The organism is Cupriavidus oxalaticus, from assembly GCF_038900635.1.
In the GTDB taxonomy this organism is placed as follows: domain Bacteria; phylum Pseudomonadota; class Gammaproteobacteria; order Burkholderiales; family Burkholderiaceae; genus Cupriavidus; species Cupriavidus oxalaticus_B.
Map to the genome: position 1 here is coordinate 84,619 of NZ_JAYMRX010000024.1, position 15,921 is coordinate 100,539.

The following is a 15,921-nucleotide window of genomic DNA, read 5'->3' on the forward strand; positions in this document are numbered from 1 at the left end:
GCTCATAGCTCGTCCCTGTTTGGTATCGCGTCAACACTGCGTTCGGCATCGACCGGCGAGAGGCGGCCCGCCAGTACGAGATCCATCGCATGTGAGATCATGGGCTTGTCGGCGCCGGCGCGCTTGCGATGCTTTCGTCGGGCTACCAGCACCCCCTCCTTGATGCAGTCCTGCATCAGGTCCTCGCTTGTCACCACGACTTCGGCCACGGCTTGCTGGCCGACGATGGCATCGCCATGGCAATGGTCGCAACCTGCGCCGCGCACGCGCACTTCCGACAGATCGCCCCATGTGCGCATGGCACGCAGCATGTATTCCGGCAAGCGTTCCGGCGCATGCTCCAACTTCACGCTGCATTTCGGACAAAGCAACGGAACCACGCGCTGTGCAATCAGCCCGATGATCTGGTTGTGGTTGCAGATCACCTCCATGGCCAGACGGACGTGGTCCAGCATCACCAGACGGGAGAACGTTTCGAAGGGATCGGTCACGTGCAGGGTGGTCAGCACCAGGTGACCGGTCGCCGCGGCTTGCAGCGTGGCCACCGCTTCCTCGACACCACGGATTTCGCCGAGCAGGATGGCATCCGGGTCCATTCGCAGCGTCATGCGCAGCATCTCGGGGAAGCGTTCGCTCTCCGTGGTCAGCTGAATCGCCCAGTCCATCGGATACTCGGTCGGGTTCTCGATCGTGACGAGACGCTTCTCGGGGAACATCCTGGCCTGGTGCCGCGTGCACTCGAAAAGCGTTGTCGTCTTGCCGCTGCCCGTCGGGCCTGTCACAACCACCACGCCCATCGGCCGGCGCAGCAATTGCGAGATCAGTTCCACCTGGAGCGGCGTATATCCCATCTGGCCGAGCATGAAATCGCCCGAAGGGCTATTCGGCGTGCTCAGGTCCAGTCGCTTCGCCGCCTCGATGGCGTCAGCCTTGCGTGCGCCTTGGTGGTGCTCGCGGTACTGCAGCCGCGCCACGAGGAAGCCGCCGCCGCTCTCCACTGGATAGGCGGGCCCTCGGACAATCCGCACGCTCGAGAGCCCGGTGCCAGGCAGTGCATCGCCCGCAATCTGTGCGTCCTGCACGTCCAGAGGGTTGTAGGTCGCGGCTTTCACGGTCGCCAGGCCGGTATACATGGCACGCACCAGCCGTTCCCCCTCCTCCCGTCTCATGGAAAGCGCGCCGACCGTACGCAGGTCGCCCTGCACGCGTACCTGAATCTCGGTATGGTGCTCACGCACCAGGACGTGGATATCCGAGGCAATCAGTGCGGCGCAGTCGGCCACCAGCCGGCGCGCGAGGCTCAGCGTCTGGAGGTCGGCGTCCAGCTGCTGGCCAGAGCCGCGCTGCTGGCGCAGAACCGCCAACTCCTGGGCGGAGACTTTGCGCACCTGAGGCGCTGCACCGCTGCGCCGCACCTTGGCTTCCCACGTCAGAAAACGTGGGGTGCCGAAGTGGCGCGCATCCACGTATATGTCACATGCGTGCACGGCAAGGGCCTTCTGGACGGTCTCACTGGTGAGCCCATGGTCTAGGGCGAGGTCTTCCACGTAGAGGCCCGTTTCCGCTACGCGTTGGCGCAGCGCTGCAGCCTCGTCCGGCGCAAGCAGGTTCAACGTGCATGCGACCTTGTCGAAGCTGCCCACGAGCGTGCGGGGGTAGAGGATATGCGGCGCCAGCACCTCGGGCGGGGGCGGCAGCGTCAGCATGTCGGACTTGACCGATGGCTCCGATCGCGTAGCGACGGTCGCGGCGCGGTCCCCCTTGCGAGCGGCACCGCCCCACAGGCGCGAAAGTGTCCCGATCATCATGGCTTTCCTTGGTGTTGAGCCTGGGGAGCGGGGGCGGCAATTCCGTTCCGTTGGGCGTACAGCTTCCCCACCCCTTTCCATGTCTGGGTCGCCGCTTCATAACTGACTTCGGTCAGCCGCAAGCCAGCCACGTTGTCGAGACCAGCGCCCATGCCCAGCCACGGCGGCGTGCCGAAATTGATGTCCGCGGTCATCACAAGCCATGGATCGACAGGCGTCTTGCCATCCGACGGAAGCAACGCCGGCGGCATCGTGACCTGCAGCGCCATGCCGCGCGCCTGCGCATAGGTCCAAATCGCGCGCTGGGCCTCGCCAACGGCGGCGATCTCGGACGGGGACGGCAGGAAAGCCGCCCGGGCAACGGCGGTTGCGTTCGCCTGGTTGCCGTCCGCCGACAACGAGCCGGGCGCGTTGGCAGCCACGCCCCCTTCTCGCTTCCAGCTTGTCTCGATATGCAGCGTGGTCGCCGTCGCCGGCTTGCAGCGCCAGGCAGCCATCGTCCAGCCACTCTCGGCAAGCAGCTGCCCATCCCATGCCCGCCGGCATGCCTGCAGGAAAGCCGACGGGGATGCTTCCTCCACCCACGGCAGTGTTCGCGGGCGAGCGGCTTCGTTCAGGCGCTGCGCAGCGGCGATGGCGCGATGGCGCGCCCGCTGGGCCTCGCGCTCGGCTTCCTGCTGCATGTCATACCAATACCAGCCACCGCCGGCAATCGCACCGACCGCGCTCACCGCGGCCAATGCATAGGCGGTTGACCGCCAGGGCCCCGTCAGCACATCGTGCATTGCGGAAACGCCCTTGCTCGCGCGCGCCATCGCGGCGAGGTCGCGCAGGGTGCCCTCGACCTCGGTCCAATCGCCCAGTGCACGATGGCGGGCGCGGATTGTGTCCAGCTCCTCGATGGTGCCTACCCGATCACCACCCGAGATGATGGCGTGGCCCTGTCGAACTGCGACATACCAGTAGAGGCTGTCCTGCAGGTGAAAAAGGCCCATCCATGGCTGCTGATGCTGGCCGGCCACGATAGCGGCGAGCGGCTTGACAGCGGAAACCTTGACACCCGCCATGGGTTCGCAAAAACCACTCTGCACGGCGCCTTCGGCGCTCTGGTGCACGATCCCCCAGCGGAAGTGGCGGCCGAGTGCCATCGCGCTCGCGCGCACGGCGCTCTTGCTCGGCTGGACCTCCTCGTGCTGCCAGGTCAGCCCAATGGCGAAGGCACCTTTCAGCCCAGGAAACGACAGGATCTGCGCCATGACTCAGGGCCTCAGCGTACGCACGCGCTTGCCGTTGGCGATCTTGACGCCCCCATCGTCGATGCTGACCACCTTCCAGCCACCATCGAGCGCGTCCCCGGCCACAACCGGCACAGTGCGCCCGTTGACATCGACCACCGCGTTGAACTGGCCGTCGAACGCGCGCAACGACACTAGCCTGTGTGCGTCGCCCGCCTGGCGCGGCATCCGTTCTGCAACACCTGCAGTCGGCACCGGCCCGGAGAGGGAGATAGCCGGCGCTGCTCCGGCAGGTGCCGCGCCCTGGGAAGCCGACAACAGCGATTCTTCCGCCCGTTTCACTTCCGCCTTGTATTTCGCAATCTCGGCCCGGGCCTTCCACAACGCAATCTGCGACTGCAACGCCGCGAGTTCCGATGCCTCGGTATGCCGGAGCGACGCGGCCGCGTCGACAGCCGCCGCCGCAGTGGCGGACGCCGCAGCACTCACTGCTGCCGGCGCTACAGCGCTGGCGCCGGACGGCTGCGCAGCCGGCGTGGACGCGGGCGGCGCGGCCTCCTGCTGCGATGTCGCCGGCCGCGCTGTTGGCTGCGCCGCCGGCTGTGATGCCGGCTGCTTACGACCGGCCGCTGCGATCGCAGCGGAGATGGGGTCGGACATGGAAGACGCCGCGTTGGCCGAACAAGCCACCGATTGCAGCAACACTGCTGCGATGGCCACCCCGAACTGAGTGCAACGAAGGTTGAATGGGCGATTCTGCATGGGAATGTCCGAAGTCTTACAGCAAGCGGGCTGAGATCATGATCGCGATGACGGTGTCGCCCCGCGTCGCACCGACGCCGCCCCCGAGCGCCGCCATCCACGGCTCACCCACGCCGTTGTTGGTGGTCGCCGCCTTCTGGTTGCGCAGGCCGGTGAGCACCAGGGATTCACCAGGCTTCAGCGTGATGGACTGCGTGAAGCGGTTGGTCGGCATCGTCCGCAGCTGCACGCTGGTCTGGTTGGCAGAGCCGCCCGAGTTGAACGGCTGCAGTGGCAGGAGGTCCGAGAGCGTCATGTCGAAGTTCATCAGGATCCGGCCATCGACGACCTTGGGCAGGAAGTTGACGGTGAAGCCATAGGTGACGGTCCCGGTCTGAATCGAACTGGTCGAGCCGACATTCGCGGCCAGCGTGGTTTGCGCCTGTGCAACATAGTCCTGCAGCGTTGCGGTCTGCAGCGCCAGGACCTTCCCGTTCTGCGTGACGCCCGAGCGCGACACCACCTGCGACACGTTGCCCAGCGTCGAGAGCGCCTGGACGACGGCCTTGCTGCCGGCAAACGGCCCGCTCATGATGGTCACGCCAAGGTTCATCGGCGACGCGCCGCCGGCGACGTTTGGCATGCTGGCGGAATTGAACGTGACACCGGGTTGCCCGCTCGAGCTCCGGTACGCGAGGGACAGGTTCAGGCCATAGTTGTCCTCGCGCGTCACGCGAACCTCATAGACCTGCACGTCGATGGCCACCTGCTTGCCATACATGGCGGCCAGGCTCTTGACGAACTGTTCGATACGATCGCACTGGGCCGGATCGCCGGTTACCGTGAGAGTGCCCAGGTGCTTGTCCACGACAACCTCGGCGCCGGCGCCAGCAACGGCCTTCGCGGTGACATGAAGGGTCTCCCACGGCTTCATTTCGACCGACATGCTCATCGACTGGCCGCTGCGCCCCGCCCCGCTCCCGCCATTGCCTGCCCCGGTAGCGCCGGCCCCTGCCATGCCGCTCGAGCTGCTGTCCGTCGTGGTGATCGATCCGTTCATCGAGGACGAATCCGCGAGGCTCGGCAGCATGAAGGTGCGGGTTTCCGTCTTGAAGAACGTCACCGTGCCGTCGTTGTAGCGAGACCAGACCCCGAAATGCGCTTCGACGGCTTCCAGGAAGCCCTTGAAGCTGCCCTCGTACCGCAGGGTCAGCGGCACCGCCGCGGCCGCGGGGCTGGCCGAGCCCGCAGCGACACTGAGCGGAGCGCCCAGGTCCACGCGTGCGGTGCCGCCCATCGGAATCGGCCCACCCGGGCGACCAGCCCCTGCGGGCTGCACCACCGGGGCCGCACTGGACGCCACCGAGGCGACGGCCGAAGGATCGACGGTCGAGCGTACGCCGACACTTTGCGCAATCCAGTTGGCGGCTTCGTTCAAGGAACCCAGAGTCCCCTTGAACACTACGTGCTTGCCGTAGATATCCGGCTGCGGCTTGCTGGCGCGGATCTTCTCACCCAACAGCCAGGCGCCTTCATGCACCCGGAACACCGGCCGACTGCGCGGGGCGTCGGCGTAGCGCGCATGCGCCTCGCTATTGATGGTGTTTTGAATCTGGCGCGTGTCCATCACGCCGCAGCCAGAGAGCAGTGTGGCCGCCGCCACGGCCGCCGCGGTATAGCGTTTGCTTTGCATCTTCATTGTACGACCCCGTTTTGGCTGATAATCACGGTGCGGTTGCCGCGCCAGCTGTCGCCCACCACGTCGGCGCCGTTGTTGGCCAGCTCTTCAACCACACGCTTGACGGCGAGCTCGAAGTCACCCCCATAGTCCTTGTCGCCCGGCACGATCCAGCCATCGGGGACATTCCAGACCACCGTCCAACCCGCGCGGGCAGCCCATTTCTGCAGCTGCTGTTGCAGGGGCTCGCCTTTGACGAGGCGGTAGAGTTCACCGATCACCGGGGGTGCACTTGCTGCCGCTGCCGTCGACGGGCCGGCACCGGCCGTTGGCGAGGCGCTGTTCGCCGCCACCAGCGTGCGGTCGGCCGCCGCTGGATTCGCGCGAGCGGGTTGCAGCGACTGCCAGCCGTCGTTCAGCAGCTGGGCGGCGTGCAAGGCCGGCGCGATGAACAGACCGCTCAGAAGCGAGGCCGCAGTCAGGACTATGCGGACGGTGCGTTTGGGGTGGGACATAGCTATGGTCTCGATTGGACGGATAGGACTAGCGCAGGGCCGCGCGCTGCAGCGCTTGCCACCGGGCATGAATCTGATTGGCGTACCGCAGCTGCTTGTCAGGCGACGAAGCGTTGTAGGCGCCAACCGCTTTCCACGTCGGTCCGAAGCGCTGAATGTTCTCGCGCAGAATCCACGCGCCGACGTACGCATTGGTGCATCCATCAAACAGGTGCGCCCGCGTGATGCCATATCGCCCCAGCCGCGGCAGATGGATGGAGTTGATCTGCATGAGCCCGATATCTTCCGAGCCGTTGGCATTGCGGTTGGTGACCCAGGGCCGCATTCCGGACTCCTGCCAGGCAATGCTGCGCAGCAAGGTCGAGCTCACGCCATGGAAAGCCGCAGCATCGTCCAGGCAGTCCGCGCGGGCGCTGCCGCCTATGAGCAACATCAGACAGCACGCTGTGGCCACTGCACGGATCTTCATAGCGCGACCTGCCCAGGTTGCTCCTTGAACCGCACCTGCGGCACACGGTCCACGTAGACCACGTTCCCGTCGGCGATCACCGTCAACCGCGCGGCAATCCCATCGAACTTGTAGTAGCGGTCCTTCTGCTCGCCGTGGTGCTGGTGATCGTCGCCGAACACCGAGACGCTCACCATCGATTTGGCAAAGCTCAGATAGGTGGCGCCGTCTTTCTCGAACACCATTTCCAGCCCTGCAGCGTTTTCGCGCGGGAACACATACTCGATCGCGGGGGCGCGATCGACCTGCACCGACTTCCCGTCCGCGGTCGCGGTGAAGCGGTCGACCGTCGAGAACGACAGCACCCGCTGCGCCTCATCCCACTTCGTCCAGATCTTGCTGCCAGCAGCGTCGCGTAGCACCAGGTCCTTCGGTTCCTTGTCGAATCGGATTTCGATGCGGCCTTGCTTGTTGTCGCGGATCGCCACCGCGCCGAACGCCGACGCCAGCGTCGGCCCTTCAGGCAGCGGCGTGCCAGCAACCGGCAGGGTCGCCGCCTGCAGCGGACCGTCCTGCCGCGCCGGCTCGGCAACCACGGAGAAGCCCTTCGGCGGCGCGGCCCGCAGCGCGATGTTGCGTCGGATAAAGTCCACTTCCGCATACAGGTTGCGGCGCTCCAGCACGCGGGCGAGCGCCTGCAGCCAGTTCTCCCCATCGCCAAGCTCCACGGCGACATCCTCGGTCAGCGGAATGTCCTTCTGCGCGGTTCCCGTCCAGCCAGCCGGCGCGATGGACTTGATCATTTGCGCCAGCGGCAGAGACGAGCGCCCAGGACGCACCACCGGAAGCGTGGTGTAGCTGCCGATCAGCGCCAGACGCCCGGAAATCCCGGCCAGGCTGCGCGGCAGGTCGCCCGCTGGATTGGCGGGCTCCGAGGTGAAGCCGTTCGCGCGCTTCCATCGCGCCAGCACTGGCTGCCCGTTCACGGTATAGCGGACGACATCGGGCACACCATCAACCACCCAGTATGGGCCGGTCTGCAAGGCGCCGTCGGCGTGAACAGCCTGGCCGGGCCGAGGCTGAATATACGTAGAAAGCCCGTCGTTGAAGATGAGCGCGGGACGATCGATGGCCCGGGCAACGATGTGGTAATCGAAATCGAGCGGATCGGTGTCGGCCGCCAGGGCGCTAGCACTCGCCGTCAATACCAAAGCGCAAAGAAGGAGCGGCCTGATCATCGGAATTGTGCGACGTGATTCATGAAGCGGGCGAAGTACGGACCACCCCGCTCGGGATTGGCGCTGTGGTACCAGGCAACAGCCTTCATCGTGGAGCCGCTGCGCCGGAGGTTTTCGGTCAGGATGTCTTCCGCCACCCGGATATTGGTTGCCGGCGCCAGCGCTTCCCACGGGGAAGGGAAGCGCTTGCCGTGGTAGCACCAGTTCACCTGCATCAGGCCAACGTCGAAATCGCACCGCTGGCTGGCCAGCAGGCGATTGATCGCCATGTAGGCTTCCTCCCGCGTGGCAAAGAACATGCCGCGGCCAGCCACGTTCAAAGTCCAGGGCCAGGGCCGCCCGCGATAGGCCGATTCGTTCATCGCGATGCCGGCGGTGATCTTCGGGTCCACGCGCTGACCCATCTGCGCGAACGGCTCGGTCTTCGGCGCGCATGCCCATCCACCACGGCGCTCGGCGAGCGCTTCCTGGGCGGCCTCGGTCAGTACGGGCGGGCGCAGCCAACCCTCGCGGGCTAACAGCACCGAGATCGGCAGCGCCTTCTCGCCGATTTGGACCACAGGCCCCGCCTCCGCTCCCGCTTCGATCGGTGCTCCGATCAGGCGGGCGGACCACGCAAGGAACGCATCGAGCCCGCAATAGAGCACCGGTTTTCCTGCGATCGTGTGCAACAAGTCCTTGCCGTCGGCGTGCACGACCACCGCGGTGGGGCTAATGACCGCCTGGATCGTGGCGGCGGCTGCGTGGCTCGCTGCCAGACACGCAACGAGGGCTACCAGCGTCTTAATCACGGTAGGCCTCCAGCACCATGTCGTGCTTAACCTGCACCACCATCTTCTGGCCCGGTTCGGTCGTAATCGTCGGCCGGATGCCTTGGTTGCGGCTCAGGATCGTGGATGCGGTCTGGGCAGCGATCTGACCGGCAGCATTGCCGTAGGTGGTCAGTCCGTTCGCGCCGACCGTGGTCGCCGTGTTGTTATCCTTAAAGGCGTGCTCGAGCAAGCCGATAACCAAGGCAGAGCCGAAGATTCTCAGGAAATGATTGTTGACATCGCCGCTGATGCCGGAATAACCGTTCGGATCGGCACCCTGCATGCCCATGAGCGGAACGGTCTTGCCGTTCGGCAGTTGCATGCGCACAAAGGCCGCAAGGATGCGCTCCTGGCCCACTGCAATATCCGCGTTGTAGGCACCCACCAGCGTGCTGCCCGCAGGGATGACTTTGCACCGGCCCGTCACCGTGTCATACACGTCCTGCGACACGGTCGCGCGAAATTCACCCGGCTTGTCCGAATTCAGGCCACCGGCAAAGGTGGCGGGGATGACGAAGCCTCGACTGACCGTGCATTTCGGTAGTTTTCCGTCGAAGCCGGTGCGCAACGTCCTCGCGGCAGTCGCATCGCGCAGGAACTGCTTGTCGGACGAAACCGACGCTTCAGGCGGCTCCGGGAGGCCGTTGCTTGCACTGGCGCGCGCGACCGCCACCTGCTGCAAGGCGCGCATCTGTGCCGGGTCGGCCAGGTCCGCCATGCCAGCCGGCATCTTCGTGCCGCCCATCTGCGACTTGCGCATGCCCTTCTTGTAGATCGAGGCGGTGAAAATGTCGTCTTCCTCGTTCTTCTTGGCGGCAGCCGTGCTGGGCTTGGACGAGGCAACCAGATCGCCGGCCGTCATGACCGGCGCCGCGCCGCTGTCAGGCTTTTTTTCCGCGAGGGCGCGTTGGCGCTCGGCCTCTTCCCGAGCCCTGGCGGCCTGTTCCCGAATCGTGGCCTCGAGCGTCTGCCCGTTGTCGCCGCTACTGGCACGCTGGCGCAGCTGTTCCGCGCGGTCCTGCTCCGCCTTGGCATCGGACTGCTCCTCGCTGACAGACTGGAAGTAGTAGCCGAGCCCGCCGACGAGAAAGGCCGCAACGACGCCAAGCACCATCACGATGTTGCGCGGCAACTTCCCCTTGACGGTGCGCTCCTGCGCATCCGTCACGTCGGAGACGTTGTTGGACGACTTCCGATCGCGCATCAGAACAACCCCAGAATGCGCCGGCGGCCGCGCTCGACCTTCACTTCCTCCGAACCCGAGCGCAGCGCCACCGTCTCGGCCAGACGCTGGACGACAAGGAATTCGCCTCGCCGAATGAAGTTCACCACCACGAAATCGCTGCCATCCTTGACCAGGGCAACGGGCCAGTCGGCCCCCTTCGGGATGCGCAGCCAGATCGCCTTGCCGTCGTCAAAGGCCGTGTCCGGCCGGAAGCTCGCGCTCCCGGAGATGGAATAGTCGAAATTGAGCTGCTCCGGTGCGACCGCGACGGTATCCGCGCTGCGACCCCCGGCATCGACGGACAGCCCATCGGCGCTTTCGGCACGCGATTCATTGCGCGCCTTCGCCTTCGCAGCGAACGACGTCGGGATGCGAAACCGCACCTTCTGGTAGAAGATCCCGCCCAGGGGAGAAGACACCAGCGTGAACTCGTAGCTGCGCTTGTTCGTGTTGACCGAGAGCGTGTTCACGAGGCCTGCCGCCTGCGGCTTCACGTACAGGTGATTCTGGCCATCGGCCTCGTAATCCCAACGCACGCTCTCACCCCACGCGGGTTCGCCGACGATCTGCTCGTCGTCGGGAAACTCGATGGTGGTCATCTTCAGCGGTGCCGAAAGGACACGGAAGATCTGGTCGCGACTGTAGGTAAAGACAACCAGCCGGGAATCGCCGGGCAGCGCTATGGGATCCACGCCACCGTTGAACGGGTTGGCCGGGTTCATCGCATCGCTGAGGTCCCCAATGCCCAGTCCTGCCACGCCCGCGCCCGCGCCCGGCCGGCGCTGGGGCTTGTCAGCGGCATGTGCGTGCGGCACGGCCAGGCAAAGCGCCACCAAGGCGGCAGCCAATGCACTCAGCGGGGATGACTTGCGAATGTCCATGAGCGTAGTCGCGGCCTCAGGCCGGCGATTTCTGAAGGCTGAAGAAGACGGGATGGACGCCGAACGGATTGGTGCCCAGCACGGCATCACTGGTCGGTGGCTTCACCTGGTAACGGAAGGTCATCGCGTAGCGCATGCTGCGCGGCTTGTAGCCGTCCTCCGTCGTGGTGGTGATGAACTCCACCGCAACCGTGCTGTCGGGCAGCACAGCGATATTGGTAACCTTGACCTCCCGCACCAACGTGGCAGAGGCGCCAACCTGGCGGAACGGCTCGTCCTCGGTCACCCAGTCCTCGAACTGCTTGCGCGACGATCCGATCATCTGTTCACGCACCGACCGCAGGTTCCGAGCCATCCGAGAATCCTCGACCTGCGTGGTCAGAATCGGCTCGATCGTGAACCAGCGCGTGACAAGATCCTTGAATGCCCACTGCAACTGGATCCCCTCCGGCTGGAAGGCCTCCAGCTCGCGCACGATAGGCTTGCCGCTCGCGTCGGCTGACACGCCAACCGCCTTCACCACCGAGGGCGGCGGCTCGCGCGTCATGATCGCCGCCAGCGCAATGCAACCCAAACCGAGCGTGGCCACCTTCCAGTGATTCCGCTCGATGGCGATCCTGGTGGTACGGTCGAAGATCACCTGTTCAGGGCTCTCATTGCCGTACATCCCCGGGGCTACCGCCAGGGTCTTGGCATTGCTGGAATTCTTGCGGAAGAGGGGCATGCTGCGGCAGTCCATTGGGATGCCGCTAATTGAAGCAGTGAACCGTCACGCGAGGACCGAAGAAAGCGGCGCGATTTTGCGCGGCTTTCTGAGATTTTCCCTGTGCCCGGTGCACATCCGTGTTGGATCGCCACGAACCGGAGCTGCAACGAGCCCCAGGTTGCCAACCGCTCGCGCGGTACCGCTACTGCCTTCAATCGGAGACCTGTCCGGCAACAATAGGGCGGAAAGCTCTCAGTTTTGACATAGCTTTCCGGGAAACCAGCCTGAGCATGCTCAGGCTTCGAGCACGGTATGCGCCGCATAAGATCGCTTCGGCAGGCTGTTGCTCGCGCGAGTTTTCGGGAAAGCTCACAAAAATCGCTCGTCTTTCGACGCCCAATTGCATTCGCGGCCCGCCAACAATAGCGGGCATGCAATCCACCGATCCGTCCCATCCCGTCCTGCAGCTCAGCCAGCTCGAAGCCAGCGCCGTTGCGATGTTCTTTGAGTCGCTGTCGCCGATCCGCGCATACGTCGAGGCGTCGGATGTGGCCGAAGTCATGGTGAACCGCCATGACAGCATCTGGGTGGAGCGCCGCGGCGAAATGACGCGCCTGGACGTCCGGCTCGAGCCCGCGAAACTCGAAGGTGCGGTCCGATCCCTGGCCTCATCGGTGCAGAAGTCGGCCGTGCGCGGCACATCACAGGGCATCATCAACGCCGGCCATAAGGGGCTGCGCATCGCTGCAGTGATGCAACCCACCGCCATCGACGGCCACGCCCTCAGCATCCGCCGGCATCGTGAGACGAACCTGTCCCTGACCGACTATGTCAAGGCCGGCGCCTTCTCGTCCCGGCATGCCCGTAGCAAGCACACGGATCAGCCCATCTTCAAAGGTGCGGTCGAAGACGACGCGCTCAAGGATGCCCTCATCGAGTTGGTCCGCCAGCGCAAGAACATTCTCGTCGCCGGCGGCACCTCCTCCGGCAAGACCACGTTCCTGAATGCGCTCGTGGAGAACATCCCCGACGGCGAGCGCGTCCTGACCATTGAAGACACGATGGAGCTCAAGACGCGAGTGCCGAATGCGGTGCGCCTGCTCTCCAACACCGACAAGAACGTGACCACCCAGCAACTGGTGGCGCTGGCGCTGCGATTCCGCCCGGACCGCATTCTCGTTGGCGAGGTGCGCGGTGGCGAGGCCTTCGACTTGCTCCAGGCGCTCAACACCGGCCACGACGGCGGCATGGCCTCGCTCCACGCCAATAACGCCCGTTCCGCGCTGTCTCGCATGGAGAGCCTTGCGATGCTCGGCATCCCACAGGGCTCGCGCTGGGAGCTTGACGACATGCGCAAGCTGATCGCGGAGTGCTTCAACTACGTCGTCCACATGCGCCGCACCGGCGAGATGCGCCACATCTCGGAAATTATCGAGATCAAGGGCTTTCGCAACAACGACTACGACATCGAACGCGTTTTCTAACCACACCAGGAGCCTCTCCCATGTCCCACCCCTTCATCCAACGTGCTGCCATCACGGCGCGCAAATCCCTCCCCTCGATGCTTGTCATGGTCGGCCTGATGGGCGTCGCCACCTCGGCCGCGGCTGCCGATTTCGGCTTCCTCGGCAACCTCGGGGAGTTCATCTGCGGCATCGCCACCTTCATCAACACCAAGTACCTGTTCGTGGCTGGCCTGATCCTCATCGTGCTGGGCGCCATCGGTATCGCCAACTCCGAGTCGACCATCATGAAGTTCGTCTCGGTGATCTGTATCGGCATCGGCCTGGCCGCTGCGGCGCCGGCGATCATGAAAACGCTGGGCGTCGCGGCTCAGTGCACCGGCTTCTGATCATGCGCGAACACCACGTCAGCATCGGTCTTTCCCGGCCGCGCCAGATCGGCGGGGCCGTGCGCGGGCTGGCCATCGCCAATGGCACCGTTGTCGCCCTGCTGGTGTACGTGACCTTCCGCAGTGGATGGAAGATCCCGGTGGCCGTGGTGGTGATGGGCATGGCCTTTCACGCGCTTCTGCGCTGGCTCACCAGTCGGGATCCCTGGTGGAACCAGATCCTGAACGTCTACAACCACTACGGCGACGTGTACGAATCGATTCCCTGGCACGGCAAGCTGGGCACGTTATTCCGCCGCCCCTACGGATTCGACAGCGACCTGCCATGCTGAATCTGAAACGCCGCCCGCTCTACGAGATCGCGCCGTGGCTGACCTCGATCACCCCGGAATTGATCCTCAACAAGGACGGGTCGCTGCTTGCGACCTACGAGTTCCTCGGTGTCGATGCCGACAGCCCCGACAGCAACGACACCACGTCGGCCCGGAACCAGCTGGACCAGGCCTGCCGATCGTTCGATAACCGCATCACCGCATGGTGGAAGGTGAGGCATCGGCGCGCGCGCAACTATATCGAAGGCGAGTTCGCCGCGCCGGCGGACGCCCGGCTGGATGCGCTGAACCGGGCGCACATCACGACCGGTAAGTACTTCCACAATACCCACTCCCTGGCGCTTGCCTATACCCCGGAGAGCGGCATTGCGAAGTTCTTCGACAAGACTGGCTACCATATGACAGTGGGTGGCAAGTCGGTCATCGCCGCCATCTTCGAAGCGACGAAAGACACCCTCTTCGCACGCAGCGCGTTCGCCTTCGACATGGAGAAGCTGACGACGGACGCGCGCCGGTTCGAATCCATGCTCGATGCGTTCGCGGGGGGCGTGCCGCGCCTGCGTACGCGCCGGTTGGTCATGCAGGACAGCTACGCCGTCCTGCACCAGGCTGCCAACCCAAGCGTTCCGCCCCGCCGCATCCGATACCCGGTCACCCTTCTCGATACGCATCTGACGGAATCCGAAGTCACTGTCGGTTCCGAGCGGCTCCTGTTCGAATCCGCCCATGGAAAGCGCTACGCCGCAATCGTTGCCGTCAAGGAATGGATGAGTTTCCAGGAAGCGGCGTTGGATAGCCTCATGCAGATCGACGCCGAGCTCGACGTCTGCATCATGTACCGGTTCCTCGATACGGCACGGGCGGCGGCCTACATCGAGAAGGTCCGGCGCTTCTACAAGATGGCAGCGCTCAATGTGCGAGCGATCCTGAAGCAGTACTTTGCCAAGGAAGAAGCCGAGAACGACGAAGGGCGCGAAGAGCTCGCCAAGGAAGCGGGCAAAGCACTTAAGCGCCTGACCGCCGAAGGCACCCAACACGGATTCGCGAACATCTCCATTGTGGTCTACGGCGATACCGAAGCGGCCCTGGAAGACTCGATCAGCGAGGTGGTCGGCGCGCTCACCAACGCCGGCTTTGGCGCAATCCGTGAGAAGGCGAACCTGATGCCCGCGTGGAACAGCACCCTGCCCGGCCGATGGGACAAGCAGCGTCGACTTCAGTTCGTCGAGACACCCGCGGTGTCCGATCTGGCGCCCGTGCGATCCGTCATGCCTGGCCCTACCCGCAATGCGTGGCTGTCCGACAAGGCCGGCAAGGAAGTGCCTCCCCTCACCTGTCTGCCCACGCGCCATCGCACCGCGCAGCGCGTTGACCTGCACCAGCCGGGTGGCAACGGACACCTGCTCATCATCGGCCCTATCGGCGCGGGCAAGTCGGTGTTCCTCAACTTCCTGGTCTCTCAGGCAGGGCGTCACGACGCGCGCCGCATCCGCTTCGACAAGGACCGCTCGACCCGCATTCCGACCCTACTCAGCGGCGGCGCGTTCGTCGACGTTACCGGAAAGTTCCAGGCGGCGACACACGTGAACCCGCTTTCGCTACTCAACAGCCCCGCGAACTTCACTTACGTCACCGAATGGGTGACGCTGGCCCTCGAGGACGAGGACTTCTCGCTCAGCCCCCAGCAGTCGCAAGACATCTTCGAAGCCGTGAAGATTCTGGCGGAGTACCCGCGTGAGCATTGGACCCTTGGGCGGCTGGCCACGCTGCTGCACGACAGCCTGCGTGAACGGCTGCAGATTTGGCTGCGCGGCGGGCAGTATGGGCATTTCTTTGACCACGCGGAAGACGCGTTCGACGTCAGCGACAACCTGTCGATCGAGATGGGCGACCTCTTCGAAAAGTATCCACGTGCGGCCGTGCTGTTCTCCGACTATGCCTTCTATCGGATCAGCCAGTCGATGGACGGCCTGAGGTACACGATCATCGAAGTCGAAGAGGCTGGATTCTTCTTCCAGCACCCCCGCTTCTACAAGCGGCTGGAAACCTGGATTACCACCATCCGGAAGCTCAACGGCGCCGTCTGGATGGCCACGCAGTCGCTGCGGCAGCTCGAGCGTGTACCGGACTTCGAAATTCTCAAGGACAACGTCGGCAATCTGATCTACCTGCCGAACAGCCAGGCCAATACCAGCAAGGACCTCTACAAGGACAAGTTTGGCCTGACCGACGATCAGATCCAGATGATCAACGACGCGGTCCCCAACCGGGACTATCTGTGGATCACGCGCGCGCAGACCCGGATGCTGCAGAGCACGTTCTCCGACGAAATGGTTGCGATGCTGAGGTCCGACGGCGTCGCGCAATCGATCCTCGACCGCCATTACGCCTCTGGCGCGTCCGACTGGCAACAACACTATGTGCGCGAGATGCTCGCGCGTTCTGCATAA

The 15,921-nt window shown here is 64.6% G+C and carries 15 protein-coding genes; 4 read left to right on the forward strand and 11 right to left on the reverse strand.

Annotation, left to right across the window (positions count from 1 at the left end):
* Positions 1 to 2 precede the first annotated feature (2 nt).
* The 11 genes from VSR71_RS28395 to VSR71_RS28445 are packed head-to-tail and all read right to left on the reverse strand — an operon-like array spanning position 3 to position 11,305.
* Positions 3 to 1,808 carry an ATPase, T2SS/T4P/T4SS family gene (locus VSR71_RS28395; RefSeq protein ID WP_115683976.1) on the reverse strand — a complete coding sequence of 602 codons (1,806 nt, stop codon included), beginning with the start codon at positions 1,806 to 1,808 and terminating at the stop codon, positions 3 to 5.
* Complete coding sequence (gene pilO2 / locus VSR71_RS28400) at positions 1,805 to 3,064, reverse strand: type 4b pilus protein PilO2 (RefSeq protein WP_115683977.1); 1,260 nt, start codon at positions 3,062 to 3,064, stop codon at positions 1,805 to 1,807. Before pilO2 ends, VSR71_RS28395 begins: the two co-directional genes overlap by 4 nt.
* Before the next feature lie 3 nt (positions 3,065 to 3,067).
* Positions 3,068 to 3,805 (reverse strand): type IV pilus biogenesis protein PilP, encoded by a 738-nt coding sequence (pilP, locus tag VSR71_RS28405; protein WP_115683978.1) that lies wholly within the window; start codon positions 3,803 to 3,805, stop codon positions 3,068 to 3,070.
* Positions 3,806 to 3,821: 16 nt separating this feature from the next.
* Positions 3,822 to 5,483 carry a type II secretion system protein GspD gene (locus VSR71_RS28410; RefSeq protein WP_115683979.1) on the reverse strand — a complete coding sequence of 554 codons (1,662 nt, stop codon included), beginning with the start codon at positions 5,481 to 5,483 and terminating at the stop codon, positions 3,822 to 3,824.
* Positions 5,480 to 5,977: a toxin co-regulated pilus biosynthesis Q family protein gene (locus VSR71_RS28415; protein WP_115683980.1), complete on the reverse strand. Its 498-nt coding sequence runs from the start codon at positions 5,975 to 5,977 to the stop codon at positions 5,480 to 5,482. Before VSR71_RS28415 ends, VSR71_RS28410 begins: the two co-directional genes overlap by 4 nt.
* 28 nt (positions 5,978 to 6,005) lie before the next feature.
* Positions 6,006 to 6,446 (reverse strand): lytic transglycosylase domain-containing protein, encoded by a 441-nt coding sequence (locus tag VSR71_RS28420; RefSeq protein WP_172583728.1) that lies wholly within the window; start codon positions 6,444 to 6,446, stop codon positions 6,006 to 6,008.
* Positions 6,443 to 7,663, reverse strand: coding sequence for a pilus assembly protein PilL (locus VSR71_RS28425; protein WP_115683982.1), 1,221 nt, complete (start codon positions 7,661 to 7,663; stop codon positions 6,443 to 6,445). Before VSR71_RS28425 ends, VSR71_RS28420 begins: the two co-directional genes overlap by 4 nt.
* A complete protein-coding gene (locus VSR71_RS28430; protein ID WP_115683983.1) occupies positions 7,660 to 8,454 on the reverse strand; it encodes a transglycosylase SLT domain-containing protein in 795 nt (264 codons plus the stop codon). The genes VSR71_RS28425 and VSR71_RS28430 overlap by 4 nt, the downstream gene beginning before the upstream one ends.
* Entirely contained in the window at positions 8,447 to 9,679 is a 1,233-nt protein-coding gene (locus tag VSR71_RS28435; RefSeq protein ID WP_115683984.1) for a TrbI/VirB10 family protein, read from the reverse strand. Before VSR71_RS28435 ends, VSR71_RS28430 begins: the two co-directional genes overlap by 8 nt.
* On the reverse strand, positions 9,679 to 10,581 hold the full coding sequence (locus VSR71_RS28440; RefSeq protein ID WP_115683985.1) for a TrbG/VirB9 family P-type conjugative transfer protein: 903 nt from the start codon (positions 10,579 to 10,581) through the stop codon (positions 9,679 to 9,681). The genes VSR71_RS28435 and VSR71_RS28440 overlap by 1 nt, the downstream gene beginning before the upstream one ends.
* Positions 10,582 to 10,597: 16 nt before the next feature.
* Positions 10,598 to 11,305, reverse strand: a complete 708-nt coding sequence (locus VSR71_RS28445) for a VirB8/TrbF family protein (RefSeq protein WP_115666974.1) — start codon at positions 11,303 to 11,305, stop codon at positions 10,598 to 10,600.
* 413 nt (positions 11,306 to 11,718) lie between these two features.
* On the opposite strand from VSR71_RS28445, the gene VSR71_RS28450 reads away from it, so the two are divergent.
* Genes VSR71_RS28450 through VSR71_RS28465 form a run of 4 tightly spaced genes read left to right on the forward strand, consistent with a single transcriptional unit; the run spans position 11,719 to position 15,921 of the window.
* Complete coding sequence (locus VSR71_RS28450) at positions 11,719 to 12,771, forward strand: CpaF family protein (protein WP_115683986.1); 1,053 nt, start codon at positions 11,719 to 11,721, stop codon at positions 12,769 to 12,771.
* A 20-nt stretch (positions 12,772 to 12,791) separates the two neighbouring features.
* Positions 12,792 to 13,139, forward strand: a complete 348-nt coding sequence (locus tag VSR71_RS28455) for a TrbC/VirB2 family protein (protein ID WP_115683987.1) — start codon at positions 12,792 to 12,794, stop codon at positions 13,137 to 13,139.
* 2 nt (positions 13,140 to 13,141) lie between these two features.
* On the forward strand, positions 13,142 to 13,471 hold the full coding sequence (locus VSR71_RS28460; RefSeq protein WP_115666829.1) for a VirB3 family type IV secretion system protein: 330 nt from the start codon (positions 13,142 to 13,144) through the stop codon (positions 13,469 to 13,471).
* Positions 13,465 to 15,921 (forward strand): VirB4 family type IV secretion system protein, encoded by a 2,457-nt coding sequence (locus VSR71_RS28465; protein WP_115683988.1) that lies wholly within the window; start codon positions 13,465 to 13,467, stop codon positions 15,919 to 15,921. The genes VSR71_RS28460 and VSR71_RS28465 overlap by 7 nt, the downstream gene beginning before the upstream one ends.

What these genes read in the sequence shown, in the direction of transcription:
- VSR71_RS28395 (WP_115683976.1), bottom strand. Translation starts at nt 1,808, where the DNA reads ATGATGATCGGGACACTTTCGCGCCTGTGGGGCGGTGCCGCTCGCAAG.
- pilO2 (WP_115683977.1), bottom strand. Translation starts at nt 3,064, where the DNA reads ATGGCGCAGATCCTGTCGTTTCCTGGGCTGAAAGGTGCCTTCGCCATT.
- pilP (WP_115683978.1), bottom strand. Translation starts at nt 3,805, where the DNA reads ATGCAGAATCGCCCATTCAACCTTCGTTGCACTCAGTTCGGGGTGGCC.
- VSR71_RS28410 (WP_115683979.1), bottom strand. Translation starts at nt 5,483, where the DNA reads ATGAAGATGCAAAGCAAACGCTATACCGCGGCGGCCGTGGCGGCGGCC.
- VSR71_RS28415 (WP_115683980.1), bottom strand. Translation starts at nt 5,977, where the DNA reads ATGTCCCACCCCAAACGCACCGTCCGCATAGTCCTGACTGCGGCCTCG.
- VSR71_RS28420 (WP_172583728.1), bottom strand. Translation starts at nt 6,446, where the DNA reads ATGAAGATCCGTGCAGTGGCCACAGCGTGCTGTCTGATGTTGCTCATA.
- VSR71_RS28425 (WP_115683982.1), bottom strand. Translation starts at nt 7,663, where the DNA reads ATGATCAGGCCGCTCCTTCTTTGCGCTTTGGTATTGACGGCGAGTGCT.
- VSR71_RS28435 (WP_115683984.1), bottom strand. Translation starts at nt 9,679, where the DNA reads ATGCGCGATCGGAAGTCGTCCAACAACGTCTCCGACGTGACGGATGCG.
- VSR71_RS28440 (WP_115683985.1), bottom strand. Translation starts at nt 10,581, where the DNA reads ATGGACATTCGCAAGTCATCCCCGCTGAGTGCATTGGCTGCCGCCTTG.
- VSR71_RS28445 (WP_115666974.1), bottom strand. Translation starts at nt 11,305, where the DNA reads ATGCCCCTCTTCCGCAAGAATTCCAGCAATGCCAAGACCCTGGCGGTA.
- VSR71_RS28450 (WP_115683986.1), top strand. Translation starts at nt 11,719, where the DNA reads ATGCAATCCACCGATCCGTCCCATCCCGTCCTGCAGCTCAGCCAGCTC.
- VSR71_RS28455 (WP_115683987.1), top strand. Translation starts at nt 12,792, where the DNA reads ATGTCCCACCCCTTCATCCAACGTGCTGCCATCACGGCGCGCAAATCC.
- VSR71_RS28460 (WP_115666829.1), top strand. Translation starts at nt 13,142, where the DNA reads ATGCGCGAACACCACGTCAGCATCGGTCTTTCCCGGCCGCGCCAGATC.
- VSR71_RS28465 (WP_115683988.1), top strand. Translation starts at nt 13,465, where the DNA reads ATGCTGAATCTGAAACGCCGCCCGCTCTACGAGATCGCGCCGTGGCTG.